The sequence below is a fragment of the Pseudomonas sp. LB1P83 genome, assembly GCF_054897885.1.
This window is the reverse complement of the sequence record NZ_CM142709.1, coordinates 5,075,718-5,092,550: the sequence shown is the minus strand read 5'-3', so window position 1 is coordinate 5,092,550 and position 16,833 is coordinate 5,075,718. Positions and strand designations below refer to the sequence as shown.

The window sequence follows — 16,833 nt, the reverse complement described above, 5'->3', positions numbered from 1 at the left end:
CCTCGCGAAGCTGGGCGTTTTTTTATGGGCGCGATTTATCAAAGAATTGCTCTGTGACAACTTGCCACAGCCGTAGAAGCCCTATACTGCAAGGCTTGGCAGTGGAGCCCCTCGGTAATTACCTTGTCAGAATTGGGGCTTTTCATTACCATTCGGCAAAATTTTTATAAGTTCAGATTTTTACTTAGTAGACGCCTGATTTAACAGGCCACAAAGCTGATGGGAGAGGACTGAATGAGCAATGACGGCGTGAATGCAGGCCGGCGTCGCTTCTTGGTAGCAGCCACATCCGTGGTGGGTGCTGCAGGAGCGGTGGGGGCTGCGGTCCCGTTCGTGGGGTCATGGTTTCCCAGTGCCAAGGCGAAAGCCGCAGGTGCACCGGTGAAAGTGAATGTCAGCAAAATCGAACCAGGTCAGCAGATGATTGCTGAGTGGCGCGGTCAGCCGGTGTTCATTGTCCGCCGTACCGAGGAAATCCTGGGCAATCTGAAAAAGATCGAGGGCCAGCTGTCTGACCCGACCTCCAAGAACTCGACACAACCGACCTATGTCGACCCGGAAACGCGTTCGATCAAGCCAGAAGTTCTGCTGCTGATCGGTATCTGCACGCACCTGGGTTGCTCGCCGACCTTCCGTCCAGAAGTGGCACCTGCGGATCTGGGCAAGGACTGGGTAGGTGGTTATTTCTGCCCTTGCCACGGTTCCCACTACGATCTGGCTGGCCGCGTCTACAAGTCGCAACCTGCGCCTTTGAACCTGCCAGTTCCCCCGCATTCCTATGAGACCGATGACATCATTGTCATTGGCGTCGATACGGAGAAAGCGTGATGAGCAAGTTCATGGATTGGGTTGATGCGCGCTTTCCCGCCACTAAAATGTGGGAAGACCATCTCAGCAAGTACTATGCCCCGAAGAACTTCAACTTCTTCTATTTCTTTGGCTCCCTGGCACTGCTCGTTCTGGTCAACCAGATCGTTACCGGTGTCTGGCTGACCATGAGCTACACCCCGTCAGCGGAAGAAGCATTCGCCTCCGTCGAATACATCATGCGCGATGTCGAGCACGGCTCGATCCTGCGTATGTTGCACGCGGTCGGCGCTTCGATGTTCTTCATCGTGGTTTATCTGCACATGTTCCGTGGCTTGCTCTACGGTTCGTACCAGAAGCCGCGTGAGCTGGTGTGGGTCTTCGGCATGCTGATCTACCTGGCGCTGATGGCTGAAGCCTTCATGGGTTACCTGCTGCCGTGGGGCCAGATGTCCTACTGGGGGGCTCAGGTGATCATCTCGCTGTTCGGTGCGATCCCGGTCATCGGTAACGACCTGACCCAGTGGATCCGTGGTGACTACCTGATTTCCGGTATTACCCTGAACCGCTTCTTCGCCCTGCACGTTGTTGCCCTGCCGATCGTGATTCTCGGTCTGGTGGTGCTGCACGTTCTGGCGTTGCACGAAGTCGGCTCGAACAACCCGGACGGCGTCGACATCAAGAAATACAAAGACGAAAACGGCGTACCGCTGGATGGCATTGCCTTCCACCCGTACTACACCGTGAAAGATATCGTCGGCGTAGTGGTGTTCCTGTTTATCTTCTGCTCGATCGTGTTCTTCTTCCCGGAAATGGGCGGCTACTTCCTCGAGAAGCCGAACTTTGAAGTGGCGAACGCCTTCAAGACTCCTGAGCACATCGCACCGGTCTGGTACTTCACACCGTTCTACGCGATTCTGCGGGCGGTTCCGGACAAGCTCCTGGGCGTAATCGCCATGGGCGCGGCCATCGCTGTGCTGTTCGTCCTGCCGTGGCTGGATCGCAGCCCCGTCAAGTCGATGCGCTACAAAGGCTGGATGAGCAAGATCTGGCTCTGGGTATTCTGCATCTCGTTCGTGATCCTGGGTGTGCTGGGTGTTCTGGCTCCGACTCCAGGTCGTACGTTGCTGTCGCAGGTATGTACTTTCCTGTACTTCGCCTACTTCATTCTGATGCCGTTCTACACCAGGCTCGAGAAGACCAAACCGGTTCCGGAAAGGGTGACTGGCTGATGAAAAAGCTATTTGCTGTACTGATTCTTGCTGCCATGCCTGTGTTCTCGTTCGCGTCGACAGCGGGTGCTCCTGAGCTGGAAAAGGTCGACATCGACGTTTCTGACAAAGCGGCGATGCAGGATGGCGCGCGTACGTTCGCCAACTACTGCATGGGCTGCCACAGCGCCAAGTTCCAGCGATACGAGCGTGTCGCCGATGACCTCGGCATCCCGCATGACCTGATGCTGTCGAAGCTGGTGTTCACTGGTGCCAAGATCGGCGATCACATGAACATCGGCATGCAGCCGGCAGACGCCAAGACCTGGTTCGGTGCGGCTCCGCCCGACCTGACCCTGGTTGCTCGCGTTCGTGGTACTGACTGGCTCTACGGTTACCTGCGTTCGTTCTATGAAGACCCATCGCGTCCCTGGGGCGTGAACAACAAGGTCTTCCCGAACGTCGGGATGCCTAACGTTCTGGTCGGCCTGCAAGGCCGTCAGGTGGTAGGCTGCAAACAAGTTCAAATCGTCGAAGACGGCAAGAAGCAATACGATCCGCTGACCGGTACGGCTCTGACTCATGAGGCGTGTGACCAGCTGACCGTGGTGCCAAAAACCGGCACGCTGAACGCAGAGCAGTTCGACGAGAAGGTCAAGAATCTGGTGACCTTCCTGGCCTACTCGGCCAACCCGGTGAAGCTGCAGCATCAGCGCATCGGTACCTATGTGTTGCTGTACCTGGCGTTCTTCTTCGTATTCGCTTACTTGCTCAAGCGTGAATACTGGAAAGACGTCCATTGATAAAGCTGTAAGCAATTGCTGTTAATCGCACGCGCCCAGGGGCGTCTCTGAAGGTGTAACGAGTCTGGCCAGCCAGACGTTACGGGAGGCGTCCTCTGGGCGTGTGCGTTTTTCCGTTTCCGATAATTTCAACAAGCGAGGAGGACCGCCATGGGCGTGACCAATCGGTTGGCCTGTTACTCCGACCCCGCCGACCACTATTCCCACCGAGTGCGCATCGTACTTGCAGAGAAGGGTGTCAGCGCAGAGATCATTTACGTGGAAGCTGGTCGCCAGCCGCCTAAACTGATTGAAGTGAACCCTTACGGAAGCCTGCCCACCCTGGTCGATCGTGACCTGGCGTTGTGGGAGTCGACCGTGGTGATGGAATATCTGGATGAGCGTTACCCGCACCCGCCCTTGCTGCCGGTTTATCCTGTGGCGCGTGCCAACAGCCGTCTGCTGATTCATCGTATTCAGCGTGACTGGTGTGGTCTGGTGGATCTGATCCTGGATTCGAAGACCAAGGAAGCCGCCCGCGTCGTGGCTCGTAAAGAGTTGCGTGAAAGCCTGACTGGCGTGTCGCCGTTGTTCGCCGACAAGCCGTTTTTCCTCAGTGAGGAACAAAGTCTGGTGGATTGCTGCCTATTGCCAATACTCTGGCGTTTGCCGATTTTGGGTATTGAACTGCCGCGGCCTGCCAAGCCGCTGCTTGATTACATGGAGCGCTCGTTTGCGCGTGAGGCTTTCCAGGCGAGTCTGTCTGGCGTCGAACGCGATATGCGCTAAGGCTTAAGGAGCCGCTATGAACTCCAGTCGACCTTATCTGGTCCGCGCGCTCTATGAGTGGATTGTGGACAACGATTGCACCCCGCACATGCTGGTCAATTCCGAGTATCCGTCGGTGCAGGTGCCTCAGGGTTTTGCCAGTGACGGACAGATTGTCCTGAACGTATCACCGGCTGCCGTGCGTCATCTGCACATGGACAACGAGGCGGTCAGCTTCGAAGGGCGCTTCGGTGGCGTGCCACACACCCTGTACGTGCCTATTGCATCGATCCTGGGTATTTACGCCCGGGAGAATGGTCAGGGCATGGTGTTCGATCTGGAATCGCCTATGGAAGACGACGAAGAGATCGAGCCGGATGATGATATTCCGCCACCCGACAGCGAGCCGCCGCGTCCCAGCGGTCGACCCAGTTTGAAAGTGGTGAAGTAATAAAAAAGGCGATCCGCAAGGATCGCCTTTTTTATTACGTGTAGGAGCCAGCGGTGCGGCGATCCGACTTGCCGGCGAAGGCGTCTTCGAAATCGCCTTCGCCGGCAAGCCTGGCTCCTACAGGTCAATGGCGATCTCAAGGGTCGCCATCACCGGTCAGCAGATATCAGTCAATGTACTCAAACAACTTCACAATCTTCTGCACACCGGAAACGCTCTGCACCAGATTGGTAGCCTGCGCCGCTTCCTGCTTGGTCAACAACCCCAGCAAGTAAACGATGCCGTTCTCGGTGACGACCTTGATGCGCGAACCCGGGATGTTCGGGTCGGTAAGCATCTGGGTCTTGATCTTGGAGGTCAGCCAGGTGTCGTTCTGGCGAGCAAGGAAGCCGGAGGGTGGCAGGACCTGCAGTTCGTTATGAACCTTCTTAACGCGCTGGACGGCGGAAGCAGCCTGTTCGGCCTTGGCCTTGAGGTCTGCGGTCGGCGTTTGCCCGGCAAGCAGCACGACACCGTTGAAGCTGGTGACGACGATGTGTGAGTCATTGTCCAGGGCCGGATCGGCCTTGGCGACGTTCACGCCGACCTTGGTGTCGATCAGGGAGTCGTCGATCTTGCTGCCGAAGGTGCGCGTACCGCGGTCATCTTCAATCGGCGCTTCACGACTGGCGTTCACCACCGAGGTGCAGCCGCTGATGCCGAGGCACAGGGTCAAGGCCAGAAGGCCTAGGCGATTAGGGGTCATTCTTCACTCCCGAACAGTTGGCTGTCGATCAAATCGCAAAGGCAATGGATCGCCAGCAGGTGGACTTCCTGAATACGTGCGGTGACGTTGGCCGGTACGCGAATCTCGACGTCCTCAGGCAATAGCAGCGACGCCATGCCGCCGCCATCGCGACCGGTCAATGCTACGACAATCATTTCGCGATCATGTGCGGCCTGGATCGCTTGAATAATGTTCGCTGAGTTGCCGCTGGTGGAAATTGCCAGCAATACGTCGCCCGGCTGGCCAAGGGCGCGGATCTGTTTGGAGAAGATTTCGTTGTAGCTGTAGTCGTTGGCGATCGAGGTGATCGTCGAGCTGTCAGTGGTCAGCGCAATGGCGGGCAGGCTCGGACGTTCGCGCTCGAAGCGGTTGAGCAGTTCGGACGAAAAGTGCTGGGCGTCACCGGCGGAGCCGCCGTTGCCGCAGGACAGCATTTTGCCCTCATTGAGCAGGGCGTTGACCATCACCTGGCTGGCTTGCTCGATGTGCGGTGCAAGTACGTCCATCGCCATTTGCTTGGTGTCGATACTGGCCTGAAAAAGCTGGCGAATTCGGGATTGCATGTCCATCTGTGTGACCTTAATTAGCGCGGCTACTCGGCACATGAATGTGCAGCCCGCAAAGCAAAGAGCAAAAGTGTTGGGTAAAGGTGTCCGCTTCGGGGCACACGCGATCAGCTGTCGAAGGCATTCTGCAACCAGTTCAACTGATCGAGGTTGCTGTCGATGGCAACCACGTCGAAGCGGCAGGGGGAATTGGCCCAACGTGACTCGCGCTGAAGAAAATACTGCGCGGCGAAAATCAGTTTCTGCCGTATGCGCCCATCGATGCTGTCGAGCGCTCCACCCCATTGGGTGTTTTTTCTGTAGCGGACTTCAACGAATACTACTGTATCGCCATCAAGCATGACCAGATCAAGCTCGCCGCGTTTACACAACCAGTTCTGCGCCAGCAGGCGCAGACCCTGTTGTTGAAGATGCTCGAGCGCATGGCGCTCGGCATCTTTACCGCTTTGCTGACGTGACCTGTCAGGCATCAGCGCGGGGTATCCGGAAGGCGTTGAACCTGACCGCTGACGAACTGTGCCCACGGCAACTGCCGCACCACGCGCTGGTTCTGAGTCATGCCCAGACTGCCCGACTGGCCTTCAATGCGGCTGTCCGGCAGCGCCTTGAGTTGCCCCAGTCGCGGCGCCAGGCGATACGCATCCACGCCCATCGCGTACAGGCGGCCCAGGCTGCCGGCGGCTTGTGGCCATTGTGCGGTGACCTGTTTGCGCAGCGGATCATTGGCGTCCAGCAACCACGGGGTTTCGCAGAAACGGATGCCGTTCATGTCGTTGTACTGATTGACGTCACCGCTGGCACTGAAAACGTGGGAGGTGGCGTAAACCGGCACATCGCCCGCGTACTGGAAGTTCAAAGTCGGTTTGATCTGCTGGGCCTGTTGCGGAGTCGCAGCCAGGAAGATGAACTCGATGTCCTGACGACGCGAAGGCTGGGCTGCTACCTGCGAGCCAACGGTGCTTTGCAGGCTCTTGGCGCGACCTTCGCTCTGACGCAGCTGGAACATGTCGGCAATCTGCTGAGCCAGTTGAACCGGTTGGTCAACGCGTTCGGTGGCGACGATGCTGCCGCCGTTGGCTTGCCAGTCCTGGCTGAACGCTCGCATCACGCGATCGCCCCATTCGCCTTTCGGCACCATGATGGCGGCACGTTGCAGGCCGTCGGCGCGAGCACGACGAGACACTTCGCGGGCTTCATCTTCAGCGGCCAGTCCAAACTGGAACAGCTGAGCCGGACCTTGTTCGCCTTCGCTGTAGTTCAGGGCCAGGGTAGTGATCGGCAGTTGTGGGCGAGCACTCAGCTGTTTGACCAGCGGTTTTTCCAGCGGGCCAACCACCAGTTGCACGCCGTCGGCCTGGGCCTTGCGGTAGAACTCGTCCAGAGAAGTCAGTTTCGAGCTGTCATAGAACTCAATGGCTGGCGGCTTCTGCCCGGCTTGTTGAGCCTGGTAGTGAGCGGCCATGAAGCCTTCCCGCAGTGCTTTGCCGACCGAGGCCAGTGGGCCGTCTTGCGGCAGCAGCAGGGCGATCTTGCTCAGGGGTTGGCTGGCCAGTTCCTTGAGTTTGGTCAGTGGCAGAGGCAGCTGAATGGCGGCCGGGTGCTTAGGATTCTGGGCGCGCCAGGCGTCGATAGCGGCCTGCTGCTGTTCCAGGGTGCCGGCGGTTTTCACGGCCAGCGCCAGAGCCATCCAGCCGCCGAGGTCGTCGGTGGTGGTTGGCTGCAATTGGTCGGTCGGCAGCGAGGCGACCAGGGTCCAGATCGCCTCGTGGTTTTTGGCGGCCGCTTCACCTTCGAGCATTGGCGCGATGAAGATGCGCTCCCGTGCGGCGGCCAGCGTCTGCCCGTCGGCTTCAAGGGCGCGAGCATGGACAGTGCCAGTGCGAACCTGTTGCTCGACCGGCAACTCGTCCAGGCGTTGCAGGCTCGGATGGCTCAAGGCAGTCAGCGCCGCCTTGGGCTGATTGCGCGTCATGGCCAATTCAGCCGCCAGGGTGCTGGCGAAGACTTGTTGGCCGGGCTTGAGTTGTTCCACCGGAACCTGTTGCAGGATTTGCGCGGACTGACCGGCATTACCCTGACGATAGGCCAGGTCTGCCGCGCTCAGGCGCAACAGCGAGGCTTTTTCCGGATCCTTGCTTTGAGCGGCCTGTTCGAGCAGTTGCTCGATACTGGCGTCCGGGGTCCGTGGAAGTTCGCCAAGGCTGGAAGAGGGCGAGCTGGCGCAAGCCGCCAGCAAGGCAGCGAGGCAGAGGGCAGTGAACAGCCGCAGGCAAGCGATCATGTAGTGTTCCTGATACTCGATCAAATTAGCGTGGAATTGTACCCAAGCACTGGCCGGGGCGCGATGTTACTGGCGTGAATCGATCAATTTAGCTCGTGCAAATGTTGCAACGCTGCACAAACGCCTGAAAAACCCGAGGAGGGCGGGGCGATCGCAAGCGCCGCTACGCGCTACAATGTCGCCTTTTACCGATCATGAGGTGTGCGCTTTGACTGCTCCAGGTGCTTTGAATTCCGCTGCTGGCTCGCTTTATGTGGTGGCGACGCCCATCGGCAACCTGGACGACATCAGTGCACGTGCGCTGAAGATCCTGCGCGACGTCGCGTTGATCGCCGCCGAAGACACTCGTCACTCCCAGCGCTTGATGCAGCATTTCGGCATTCCCACGCCGCTGGCGGCCTGTCATGAACATAACGAGCGAGATGAAGGCAGCCGCTTTATCACCCGTTTGTTGGCGGGCGACGACGTGGCGCTGATCTCCGATGCCGGCACGCCGTTGATTTCCGATCCGGGTTATCACCTGGTGCGTCAGGCCCGTGCGGCCGGGATCAATGTGGTGCCGGTCCCGGGTGCTTGTGCATTGATCGCGGCGTTATCGGCGGCGGGTCTGCCGTCGGACCGCTTCATCTTCGAAGGCTTTCTGCCGGCCAAGGCCGTCGGCCGGCGCGCTCGTCTGGAGCTGGTCAAGGAAGAACCGCGCACGCTGATTTTCTATGAAGCGCCACATCGCATCCTTGAATGCCTGCAAGACATGGAGTTGGTGTTCGGCCCCGAGCGTCCGGCGTTGCTGGCGCGTGAATTGACCAAAACCTTCGAAACCCTTAAAGGATTGCCGTTGGCCGAGTTGCGTGAGTTCGTCGAGTCGGACAGCAATCAGCAGCGCGGCGAGTGCGTGGTGTTGGTGGCAGGCTGGTCGGCACCCGAGACCGAGGACGCGGTCAGCAGCGAAGCCATGCGCATCCTCAATCTGTTGCTCGAAGAAATGCCGCTCAAGCGTGCGGCGGCATTGGCGGCGCAAATTACCGGTGAACGCAAGAATGTGCTCTATCAGGTTGCGCTGGATAAACAGAAGGGCGAGTAAAAAACCGACGCGCAGGAGTGGCCTGGGGCGTTTAGCGCTTGTTCTTCGGCCGCTCTGCCGTTAACCTTCGCGGCGGAGAGTCGATTGGACAGTCGCTGCCCTCTATGAAAATTAGGGGGGGGAGGAAAGTCCGGGCTCCATAGGGCGAAGTGCCAGGTAATGCCTGGGAGGCGTGAGCCTACGGAAAGTGCCACAGAAAATAACCGCCTAAGCGCTTCGGCGCCGGTAAGGGTGAAAAGGTGCGGTAAGAGCGCACCGCACGTCTGGCAACAGTTCGTGGCTAGGTAAACCCCACTTGGAGCAAGACCAAATAGGGTCCCAAGGCGTGGCCCGCGCTGGGACCGGGTAGGTTGCTAAAGATGTCCAGTGATGGCCATCGTAGACGAATGACTGTTCAAGACAGAACCCGGCTTACAGATCGACTCTCCACCTTTTTTCCCTCCCTGCTTTAATCATTGAGCAGGGCGCTGGTAGTAGCAAAATCCCTCCTTCCAGAATCGTTGCCAGAACACTTTCGTAATACCGAAAAAATCTTACTCTTAACAAATTACTTTAACTTTCGAACGCAGCCTTCTGTGCTGATTCAAGTTATCGGACAAATTCATCTGCCAGATTCTCGAATCACCTCCTCCTACGCTCCTAAATCTCAGTTCTGTAAGGGTTTTCCTTTAATCCGCGCCTTGACGGTGCGGTAGCCGCATTCCTATAGTGTGCGCAAGTGGCGGAAAGTGGCATGAAGTGGGTTTTTTGAGCGTAAAACGCTAATATTTGGAGAAACGCTGACGTGTTTCGCGGAGCTAACGCTATCAGTCTCGATGCAAAGGGCCGTCTCGCCATGCCGAGCCGGTACCGTGACGAGCTCGTTTCGCGTAGTTCCGGTCAGTTGATCGTCACAATTGATGCCGTTGATCCGTGTTTGTGTGTTTACCCGCTCGATGAGTGGGAAATTATCGAAACCAAACTGCGCGCACTGCCTTCGCTTCGCGAAGAAAACCGCCGCCTGCAACGTTTACTGATTGGTAATGCCGTCGACCTCGAGCTCGATGGCAGTGGTCGTTTTCTGGTTCCACCGCGTCTTCGTGAATATGCCAAGTTGGATAAGCGCGCGATGTTGGTAGGCCAACTGAACAAGTTCCAATTGTGGGACGAGGATGCCTGGGACGCGGTTTCTGCCGCTGACCTGGCTGCTATTCAACAACCGGGCGCCATGCCTGATGAACTGCGTGATTTGATCCTGTGACTATTGATAGCGGCTTTAACCACATCACCGTACTGCTTGACGAAGCCGTGGAGGCTCTCGCCGTACGTCCTGATGGCTGCTATCTGGACGGCACGTTCGGACGCGGCGGGCATAGCCGGTTGATCTTGAGCCAGCTCGGCCCCGATGGTCGGGTCCTCGGATTCGACAAAGATCCTCAAGCGATTGCCACCGGGCAAACGCTAGCGGCCGAAGACGGCCGCTTTGTCGTTGTGCAACGCAGCTTTGCCGAGCTCGGTTCAGAAGTGGCCGAACGCGGTCTGCACGGCAAGGTCAGCGGTGTTTTGCTCGACCTGGGCGTGTCTTCGCCGCAACTCGACGACCCTGAGCGCGGCTTCAGTTTCCTCAACGACGGCCCGCTGGATATGCGCATGGACCCGTCCCGCGGGATCAGCGCTGCCGAATTCGTCAACACCGCACCGGCGGAAGAAATCGCCCGGGTGTTCAAGGAATACGGCGAAGAGCGTTTCTCCGGGCGCATGGCCCGTGCCGTGGCCGAGCGCCGCGACATCAAGCCGTTCGAGCGCACGGCCGATCTGGCTGAAGTCCTGAAAGTCGCCAACCCGGCATGGGAAAAGGGCAAAAACCCTGCCACCCGCGCGTTCCAGGGCCTGCGCATTCACGTCAACAACGAACTGGGCGATCTGGAAGCCGGCCTCGAAGCCGCGCTGGACTGCCTGGAAGTGGGTGGCCGCCTGGTCGTCATCAGCTTCCACTCGCTGGAAGACCGTATCGTCAAACTGTTCATGCGCAAGCTGGTGAAAGGCGAAGCCGACAACCTGCCGCGCAACCTGCCGGTCCGTCACGTCGCTTTCGAACCGATCATGAAAATCCATGGCAAAGCGCAGTCCGCCTCCGAGGCCGAACTCAAAGCCAACCCACGTTCCCGCAGCGCCGTCATGCGCGTCGCGGAGAAGCTGCGGTGAGCAAGCTTTTCGCCAAGCCACTGCCCGGCGGCAGCTTTTTCATGCTGCTGCTGTTTGTCGGCGTGCTCGTGTCGGCTATCGGCGTGTCGTACAGCGCTCACTGGAACCGTCAGTTGCTGAACGCGCTGTACGCCGAGTTGAGCGTGCGCGACAAGGCGCAGGCGGAGTGGGGCCGGTTGATTCTCGAGCAGAGCACCTGGACCGCCCACAGCCGTATCGAAGTCCTGGCGACCGAGCAACTGAAGATGCGCATTCCTGGCGCCGCTGAAGTGCAGATGGTGGCGCCATGATGAAACTCGAGGGCGCACTCTTTCCATGGCGGTTCCGCCTGGTGCTGGGTTTGCTCGGCGTCATGGTCGCGGCGATTGCCTGGCGTATTATCGATCTGCAAGTAGTTGACCGTGCCTTTCTTAAAGGTCAGGGCGATGCGCGCAGCGTTCGTCATATCCCGATTCCGGCTCACCGTGGTCTGATCACCGACCGTAACGGCGAGCCTTTGGCTGTGAGTACCCCAGTCACCACCCTTTGGGCCAATGCCAAGGAAATGCAAACGGCCAAAGAGAAGTGGCCAGCACTGGCGGCCGCCTTGGGGCAGGACCCGAAAGCCCTGGCCGAACGTCTCGAAGCTCAGGCCAACAAAGAATTCATCTATCTCGTGCGTGGGCTCACCCCCGAGCAGGGCCAGTCTGTGCTCGACCTGAAAGTGCCGGGCGTTTATGGCATCGAAGAGTTCCGGCGTTTCTACCCGGCCGGCGAAGTCACCGCCCACATGGTCGGCTTTACCGACATCGATGACCACGGACGCGAAGGCGTCGAGCTTGCCTACGACGAATGGCTCGCCGGTGTCCCCGGCAAGCGACAGGTGATCAAGGACCGGCGCGGCCGGCTGATCAAAGATGTCCAGGTCACCAAAAACGCCAAGGCCGGCAAGCCCTTGGCGTTGTCCATTGACCTGCGTCTGCAATACCTGGCCAACCGCGAGCTGCGTAACGCGATCATCGAGAACGGCGCCAAGGCCGGCAGCCTGGTGATCATGGACGTGAAGACCGGCGAGATCCTCGCCATGGTCAACCAGCCGACCTACAACCCCAACAACCGTCGCAACCTGCAGCCGGCGATGATGCGCAACCGCGCGATGATCGACGTGTTCGAACCGGGTTCGACCATGAAAGCGATTTCCATGAGCGCCGCGATTGAAACCGGGCGCTGGAAGCCGACCGATACCGTCGAGGTATACCCGGGCACCTTGCAGATTGGTAAATACACCATCAAGGACGTATCCAAGAGCGAAGGTCCGGTGCTCGACCTGACTGGTATTCTGATCAACTCCAGTAACGTCGGCATGAGTAAGGTTGCCTTCGATATCGGCGGCGAAACGATTTTCCGTCTGGCGCAAAAAGTCGGCCTCGGCCAGGACACCGGCCTGGGTTTCCCGGGTGAACGCGTTGGCAACCTGCCGAACTACCGCGAATGGCGCAAGGCTGAAACCGCCACGCTGTCGTACGGATACGGTATTTCCGTGACCGCGATCCAGTTGGTCCACGCCTTCTCGGCCCTGGCCAACAATGGTCGCCTCGCGCCGCTGACCCTGATCAAAACCGACAAGGCGCCGCAAACCACACAGGTATTGCCGGAAGCTGTCGCGAAAACCATGCAAACCATGCTGCAACAAGTGATCGAAGCCCCGCGCGGTGTATTCCGTGCGCAAGTGCCGGCGTATCACGTGGGCGGCAAGTCGGGTACTGCGCGTAAGACGTCGGTGGGCACCAAAGGCTACGCCGAGAATTCCTACCGTTCGCTGTTCGCCGGCTTCGGCCCGATGAGCGATCCGCGCTATGCCATCGTCGTGGTGATCGATGAGCCAACCAAGGCCGGTTACTTCGGTGGTCTGGTATCGGCGCCGGTGTTCAGCAAAGTGATGTCCGGGACACTGCGCCTGATGAACATCACGCCGGACAACCTGCCACCGACCCAAACCGCTAACGCCACACCGGTCGTTCCGCTGAAAGCCAATGGAGGGCGCGGCTAATGTCTCTGAGCCTGAACAAGATTTTTGCCCATGCCGGCCGCGATCTGTTGATCCGCGAACTGACCCTGGACAGCCGCAACGTGCGGGCTGGTGATCTGTTTCTCGCCGTCCCTGGCGGCAAGTACGACGGTCGCGCGCACATCGCCGATGCCTTGCAACGCGGCGCTGCTGCCGTGGCTTATGAGGTTGAAGGCGCAACGGTATTGCCGATCACTGATGCGCCGCTGATTCCGGTCAAAGGCCTGGCGGCGCAGCTGTCGGACATCGCCGGTCGCTTTTATGGCGACCCGAGCCGGCACCTGAACCTGGTCGGTGTAACCGGCACCAACGGCAAAACCAGCGTGACGCAATTGGTCGCGCAAGCCTTGGACCTGCTCGGTCAACACTGCGGCATTGTCGGCACCCTGGGCACCGGTTTCTACGGCGCGCTGGAAAGTGGCCTGCACACCACGCCGAACCCGATTGCCGTGCAAGCGACCTTGGCTGACCTGAAAAAGGCTGGTGCCAAAGCTGTGGCCATGGAAGTGTCTTCCCACGGTCTGGATCAAGGCCGCGTCACGGCGCTGGCGTTTGATGTGGCGGTGATGACCAACCTGTCCCGCGATCACCTGGATTACCACGGCACCATGCAAGCCTACGGCGAAGCCAAGGCCAAGCTGTTTGCCTGGAACGATTTGAAGTGCCGGGTGATCAATCTCGACGACGAGTTCGGCCGCCAGCTGGCTGCGGACAAGCGTGAGTCGCGCCTGATCACCTACAGCCTTGAAGATTCGAGCGCCTACCTCTATTGCCGTGAAGCGCAGTTCAACGACGAAGGCGTGCGCGCCACGCTGGTCACGCCTCAGGGCGAGCACCACTTGCGCAGCACCTTGCTCGGTCGTTTCAACCTGAGCAACGCGCTGGCCGCGGTCGGCGCCTTGCTTGGCCTGGACTACGCGCTGGACGAAATCCTCAAGGTCCTGCCGAAACTTGAAGGCCCGGCCGGTCGCATGCAGCGTCTTGGCGGCGGTAGCCAGCCGCTGGTGGTGGTCGATTACGCCCACACCCCGGATGCGCTGGAAAAAGTATTGATGGCCCTGCGTCCGCACGCCAAAGGCCGCTTGCTATGCCTGTTCGGCTGCGGCGGTGATCGTGATCGCGGCAAGCGTCCGCTGATGGCGGAAGTGGTCGAACGTCTGGCCGACGGTGTGCTGGTGACCGATGACAATCCGCGTACCGAAGACCCGGCAGTTATTTTCGATGACATCCGCGCCGGCTTCACTGCTGTGGATAAAGTTACTTTCGTCGCTGGCCGTGGTCAGGCGATTGCCCAGTTGATCGCCAGCGCTTCGGCGGATGACGTGATTGTCCTGGCCGGCAAAGGTCACGAGGACTATCAGGAAATCAACGGCGAGCGTCACGACTTCTCTGATCTGGTCGAAGCCGATCACGCCTTGACCGCGTGGGAGGTGGCTCATGCTTAAAGCCTTGAAACTGAGCGAGCTGACCGGCGCACTGAATGCACAATTGATCGCGGCCGATGCTACGTTCGATGGCGTCAGCATCGACAGCCGCGCGATCAAGCCGGGCCAACTGTTTATTGCCCTGACCGGTCCACGTTTCGACGGTCACGACTATTTGAACGACGTCGCCAGCAAAGGCGCGGTCGCCGCACTGGTCGAGCGTGAAGTCGCCGACAGCGCGCTGCCGCAATTGCTGGTCAAGGACACCCGCCAGGCGTTGGGCCAACTGGGTGCGATGAACCGTGCGGCGTTTACCAACCCTGTTGCAGCGATCACCGGTTCCAGCGGTAAAACCACGGTCAAGGAAATGCTCGCCAGCATCCTGCGTACGCGCGGTCCTGTGCTGGCGACCCGTGGCAACTTGAACAATGACCTCGGCGTGCCGCTGACCCTGCTCGAACTCGCGCCGGAGCACACCGCCGCCGTGATCGAGCTCGGGGCTTCGCGTCTGGGCGAAATTGCCTACACCGTCGGCATGACCAAGCCACATGTGGCCGTGCTCAACAACGCCGGAACCGCCCACGTCGGCGAGTTCGGCGGGCCGGAAAAAATCGTTGAAGCCAAGGGCGAGATCATTGAAGGGCTGGATGCCGATGGCGTCGCCGTGCTCAATCTTGACGACAAGGCGTTCGACATCTGGAAGACCCGCGCTGCCGGTCGCAAAGTCCTGACGTTCGCCCTGAGCAACGTCAGCGCCGACTTCTACGCCAGCGATCTGGATCGCGATGCGCGCGGTTGCCCGGCCTTCAACCTGCACAGTCCTGAAGGTGTGGAACGGGTTCAACTGAACCTGCTCGGCACCCATAACGTCGCCAATGCCATGGCCGCCGCTGCTGCCGCCCATGCCTTGGGCGTGTCGCTGTTCGGCATTGCCACCGGCCTCGGTGCGGTGCAACCGGTCAAGGGGCGCACCGTCGCGCAACTGGCCACCAATGGCATGCGCGTGATCGATGACACGTACAACGCGAACCCCACCTCCATGTGCGCCGCCGTTGATATACTCGCCGGCTTTTCCGGCCGCACCGTTCTGGTGCTCGGAGATATCGGCGAACTGGGCGATTGGGCGGAGCAGGGCCACCGCGATGTGGGCGAGTACGCCCGTGGCAAGGTTTCTGCGCTGTACGCCGTCGGGCCACTGATGGCCCACGCCGTGAAGGCATTCGGTCCCCAGGCCTTTCACTTCAGCACACAGGCTGAGCTGATCAAGGCCCTGGGCGCCGAGCAAGACACAAACACCACCATTTTGATCAAGGGCTCGCGCAGCGCTGCGATGGAAAACATCGTCGCCGCTTTGTGCGGGTCCAGCCTGGAGAAACATTAATGCTGCTGCTGCTAGCGGAGTATCTGCAACAGTTCTACAAAGGCTTCGCGGTCTTTCAGTACCTGACCCTGCGCGGGATCCTCGGTGTGCTGACCGCGCTGGTTTTGTCGCTGTGCTTTGGCCCGTGGATGATCCGCACGTTGCAGAACCGTCAAATCGGTCAATCCGTTCGTAACGACGGTCCACAATCGCACCTGTCCAAGTCGGGCACTCCGACCATGGGCGGCGCACTGATTCTGTCGTCCATCGGTGTCAGCACCTTGCTCTGGGCTGACCTGAGCAACCGTTATGTCTGGACCGTGTTGCTGGTGACGTTGTTGTTTGGCGCTATTGGCTGGGTCGACGACTACCGCAAAGTCATCGAGAAGAACTCCCGTGGCTTGCCGAGCCGCTGGAAGTATTTCTGGCAATCGGTGTTCGGCCTGGGCGCGGCGATCTTCCTTTATATGACCGCTGCGACGCCGGTGGAAACCACCCTGATCCTGCCGATGCTCAAGGACTACAGCATTCCGCTGGGCATAGGCTTCGTCGTTCTGACGTATTTCGTGATTGTCGGCTCGAGCAACGCGGTGAATCTGACTGACGGTCTCGACGGTCTGGCAATCATGCCGACGGTCATGGTCGGCGGCGGGCTGGGGATCTTCTGCTACCTGTCGGGTAACGTGAAATTCGCCGAATACCTGCTGATCCCTTACGTACCGGGCGCCGGTGAATTGATCGTGTTCTGCGGTGCCTTGATCGGTGCGGGCCTGGGTTTCCTCTGGTTCAACACCTACCCGGCACAAGTCTTCATGGGCGACGTCGGCGCACTGGCGCTGGGTGCGGCTCTTGGCACCATCGCGGTGATTGTCCGTCAGGAAATCGTCCTGTTCATCATGGGCGGCGTGTTCGTGATGGAGACCCTGTCCGTCGTTATCCAGGTTGCTTCTTTCAAGCTGACCGGTCGCCGAGTGTTCCGCATGGCGCCGATTCACCACCACTTTGAACTCAAGGGCTGGCCCGAGCCACGCGTGATCGTCCGTTTCTGGATCATCACCGTGATTCTCGTATTGGTCGGCCTTGCCACCCTGAAGCTGAGGTAGAA

General features: G+C 59.3%; 17 protein-coding genes and 1 other RNA gene. 14 read left to right on the top strand and 4 right to left on the bottom strand.

Features of this window, described 5'->3' with window-relative positions; translation table 11 throughout:
• The first annotated feature begins 234 nt into the window (after window positions 1-234).
• From petA to ACYZTY_RS23260, 5 genes are all read left to right on the top strand, one after another.
• Complete coding sequence (gene petA / locus ACYZTY_RS23280; protein ID WP_007905300.1) at window positions 235-828, top strand: ubiquinol-cytochrome c reductase iron-sulfur subunit; 594 nt, start codon at window positions 235-237, stop codon at window positions 826-828.
• Complete coding sequence (locus ACYZTY_RS23275; protein ID WP_461955651.1) at window positions 828-2,039, top strand: cytochrome b; 1,212 nt, start codon at window positions 828-830, stop codon at window positions 2,037-2,039. The genes petA and ACYZTY_RS23275 overlap by 1 nt, the downstream gene beginning before the upstream one ends.
• Window positions 2,039-2,821, top strand: coding sequence for a cytochrome c1 (locus ACYZTY_RS23270; protein ID WP_461955650.1), 783 nt, complete (start codon window positions 2,039-2,041; stop codon window positions 2,819-2,821). Before ACYZTY_RS23275 ends, ACYZTY_RS23270 begins: the two co-directional genes overlap by 1 nt.
• A 150-nt stretch (window positions 2,822-2,971) precedes the next feature.
• Entirely contained in the window at window positions 2,972-3,589 is a 618-nt protein-coding gene (locus ACYZTY_RS23265; protein WP_027922678.1) for a glutathione S-transferase N-terminal domain-containing protein, read from the top strand.
• Between the two features lie 16 nt (window positions 3,590-3,605).
• On the top strand, window positions 3,606-4,019 hold the full coding sequence (locus tag ACYZTY_RS23260) for a ClpXP protease specificity-enhancing factor (RefSeq protein ID WP_074880107.1): 414 nt from the start codon (window positions 3,606-3,608) through the stop codon (window positions 4,017-4,019).
• Window positions 4,020-4,185: 166 nt separating this feature from the next.
• Here ACYZTY_RS23260 and ACYZTY_RS23255 read toward each other — a convergent pair whose 3' ends face one another.
• The 4 genes from ACYZTY_RS23255 to ACYZTY_RS23240 all read right to left on the bottom strand — a co-directional run bounded on the left by ACYZTY_RS23255 (window position 4,186) and on the right by ACYZTY_RS23240 (window position 7,632).
• The gene (locus ACYZTY_RS23255; RefSeq protein ID WP_131059442.1) at window positions 4,186-4,764 is read right to left on the bottom strand and encodes a BON domain-containing protein; all 579 of its coding nucleotides are present in this window, start codon (window positions 4,762-4,764) and stop codon (window positions 4,186-4,188) included.
• On the bottom strand, window positions 4,761-5,354 hold the full coding sequence (locus ACYZTY_RS23250; protein ID WP_008025961.1) for a phosphoheptose isomerase: 594 nt from the start codon (window positions 5,352-5,354) through the stop codon (window positions 4,761-4,763). The genes ACYZTY_RS23255 and ACYZTY_RS23250 overlap by 4 nt, the downstream gene beginning before the upstream one ends.
• A 104-nt stretch (window positions 5,355-5,458) precedes the next feature.
• Entirely contained in the window at window positions 5,459-5,821 is a 363-nt protein-coding gene (locus ACYZTY_RS23245) for a YraN family protein (protein ID WP_461955649.1), read from the bottom strand.
• Entirely contained in the window at window positions 5,821-7,632 is a 1,812-nt protein-coding gene (locus tag ACYZTY_RS23240; RefSeq protein WP_461955648.1) for a penicillin-binding protein activator, read from the bottom strand. The genes ACYZTY_RS23245 and ACYZTY_RS23240 overlap by 1 nt, the downstream gene beginning before the upstream one ends.
• A gap of 175 nt (window positions 7,633-7,807) precedes the next feature.
• On the opposite strand from ACYZTY_RS23240, the gene rsmI reads away from it, so the two are divergent.
• From rsmI to mraY, 9 genes are all read left to right on the top strand, one after another.
• The gene (gene rsmI / locus ACYZTY_RS23235; RefSeq protein ID WP_165557428.1) at window positions 7,808-8,713 is read left to right on the top strand and encodes a 16S rRNA (cytidine(1402)-2'-O)-methyltransferase; all 906 of its coding nucleotides are present in this window, start codon (window positions 7,808-7,810) and stop codon (window positions 8,711-8,713) included.
• Between the two features lie 76 nt (window positions 8,714-8,789).
• An RNA gene (rnpB, locus tag ACYZTY_RS23230) (RNase P RNA component class A) lies at window positions 8,790-9,143 on the top strand.
• A 354-nt stretch (window positions 9,144-9,497) separates the two neighbouring features.
• Window positions 9,498-9,953 (top strand): division/cell wall cluster transcriptional repressor MraZ, encoded by a 456-nt coding sequence (gene mraZ, locus ACYZTY_RS23225; protein WP_008147486.1) that lies wholly within the window; start codon window positions 9,498-9,500, stop codon window positions 9,951-9,953.
• The gene (gene rsmH, locus ACYZTY_RS23220) at window positions 9,950-10,897 is read left to right on the top strand and encodes a 16S rRNA (cytosine(1402)-N(4))-methyltransferase RsmH (RefSeq protein ID WP_461955647.1); all 948 of its coding nucleotides are present in this window, start codon (window positions 9,950-9,952) and stop codon (window positions 10,895-10,897) included. Before mraZ ends, rsmH begins: the two co-directional genes overlap by 4 nt.
• The gene (gene ftsL, locus ACYZTY_RS23215) at window positions 10,894-11,187 is read left to right on the top strand and encodes a cell division protein FtsL (RefSeq protein WP_461955646.1); all 294 of its coding nucleotides are present in this window, start codon (window positions 10,894-10,896) and stop codon (window positions 11,185-11,187) included. Before rsmH ends, ftsL begins: the two co-directional genes overlap by 4 nt.
• Window positions 11,187-12,926: a peptidoglycan D,D-transpeptidase FtsI family protein gene (locus ACYZTY_RS23210; protein ID WP_461959383.1), complete on the top strand. Its 1,740-nt coding sequence runs from the start codon at window positions 11,187-11,189 to the stop codon at window positions 12,924-12,926. The genes ftsL and ACYZTY_RS23210 overlap by 1 nt, the downstream gene beginning before the upstream one ends.
• Window positions 12,926-14,389: a UDP-N-acetylmuramoyl-L-alanyl-D-glutamate--2,6-diaminopimelate ligase gene (locus ACYZTY_RS23205; RefSeq protein ID WP_461955645.1), complete on the top strand. Its 1,464-nt coding sequence runs from the start codon at window positions 12,926-12,928 to the stop codon at window positions 14,387-14,389. The genes ACYZTY_RS23210 and ACYZTY_RS23205 overlap by 1 nt, the downstream gene beginning before the upstream one ends.
• Window positions 14,382-15,749 carry a UDP-N-acetylmuramoyl-tripeptide--D-alanyl-D-alanine ligase gene (locus ACYZTY_RS23200; RefSeq protein WP_461955644.1) on the top strand — a complete coding sequence of 456 codons (1,368 nt, stop codon included), beginning with the start codon at window positions 14,382-14,384 and terminating at the stop codon, window positions 15,747-15,749. The genes ACYZTY_RS23205 and ACYZTY_RS23200 overlap by 8 nt, the downstream gene beginning before the upstream one ends.
• Window positions 15,749-16,831 (top strand): phospho-N-acetylmuramoyl-pentapeptide-transferase, encoded by a 1,083-nt coding sequence (mraY, locus tag ACYZTY_RS23195; protein ID WP_131059435.1) that lies wholly within the window; start codon window positions 15,749-15,751, stop codon window positions 16,829-16,831. The genes ACYZTY_RS23200 and mraY overlap by 1 nt, the downstream gene beginning before the upstream one ends.
• Window positions 16,832-16,833 lie beyond the last annotated feature (2 nt).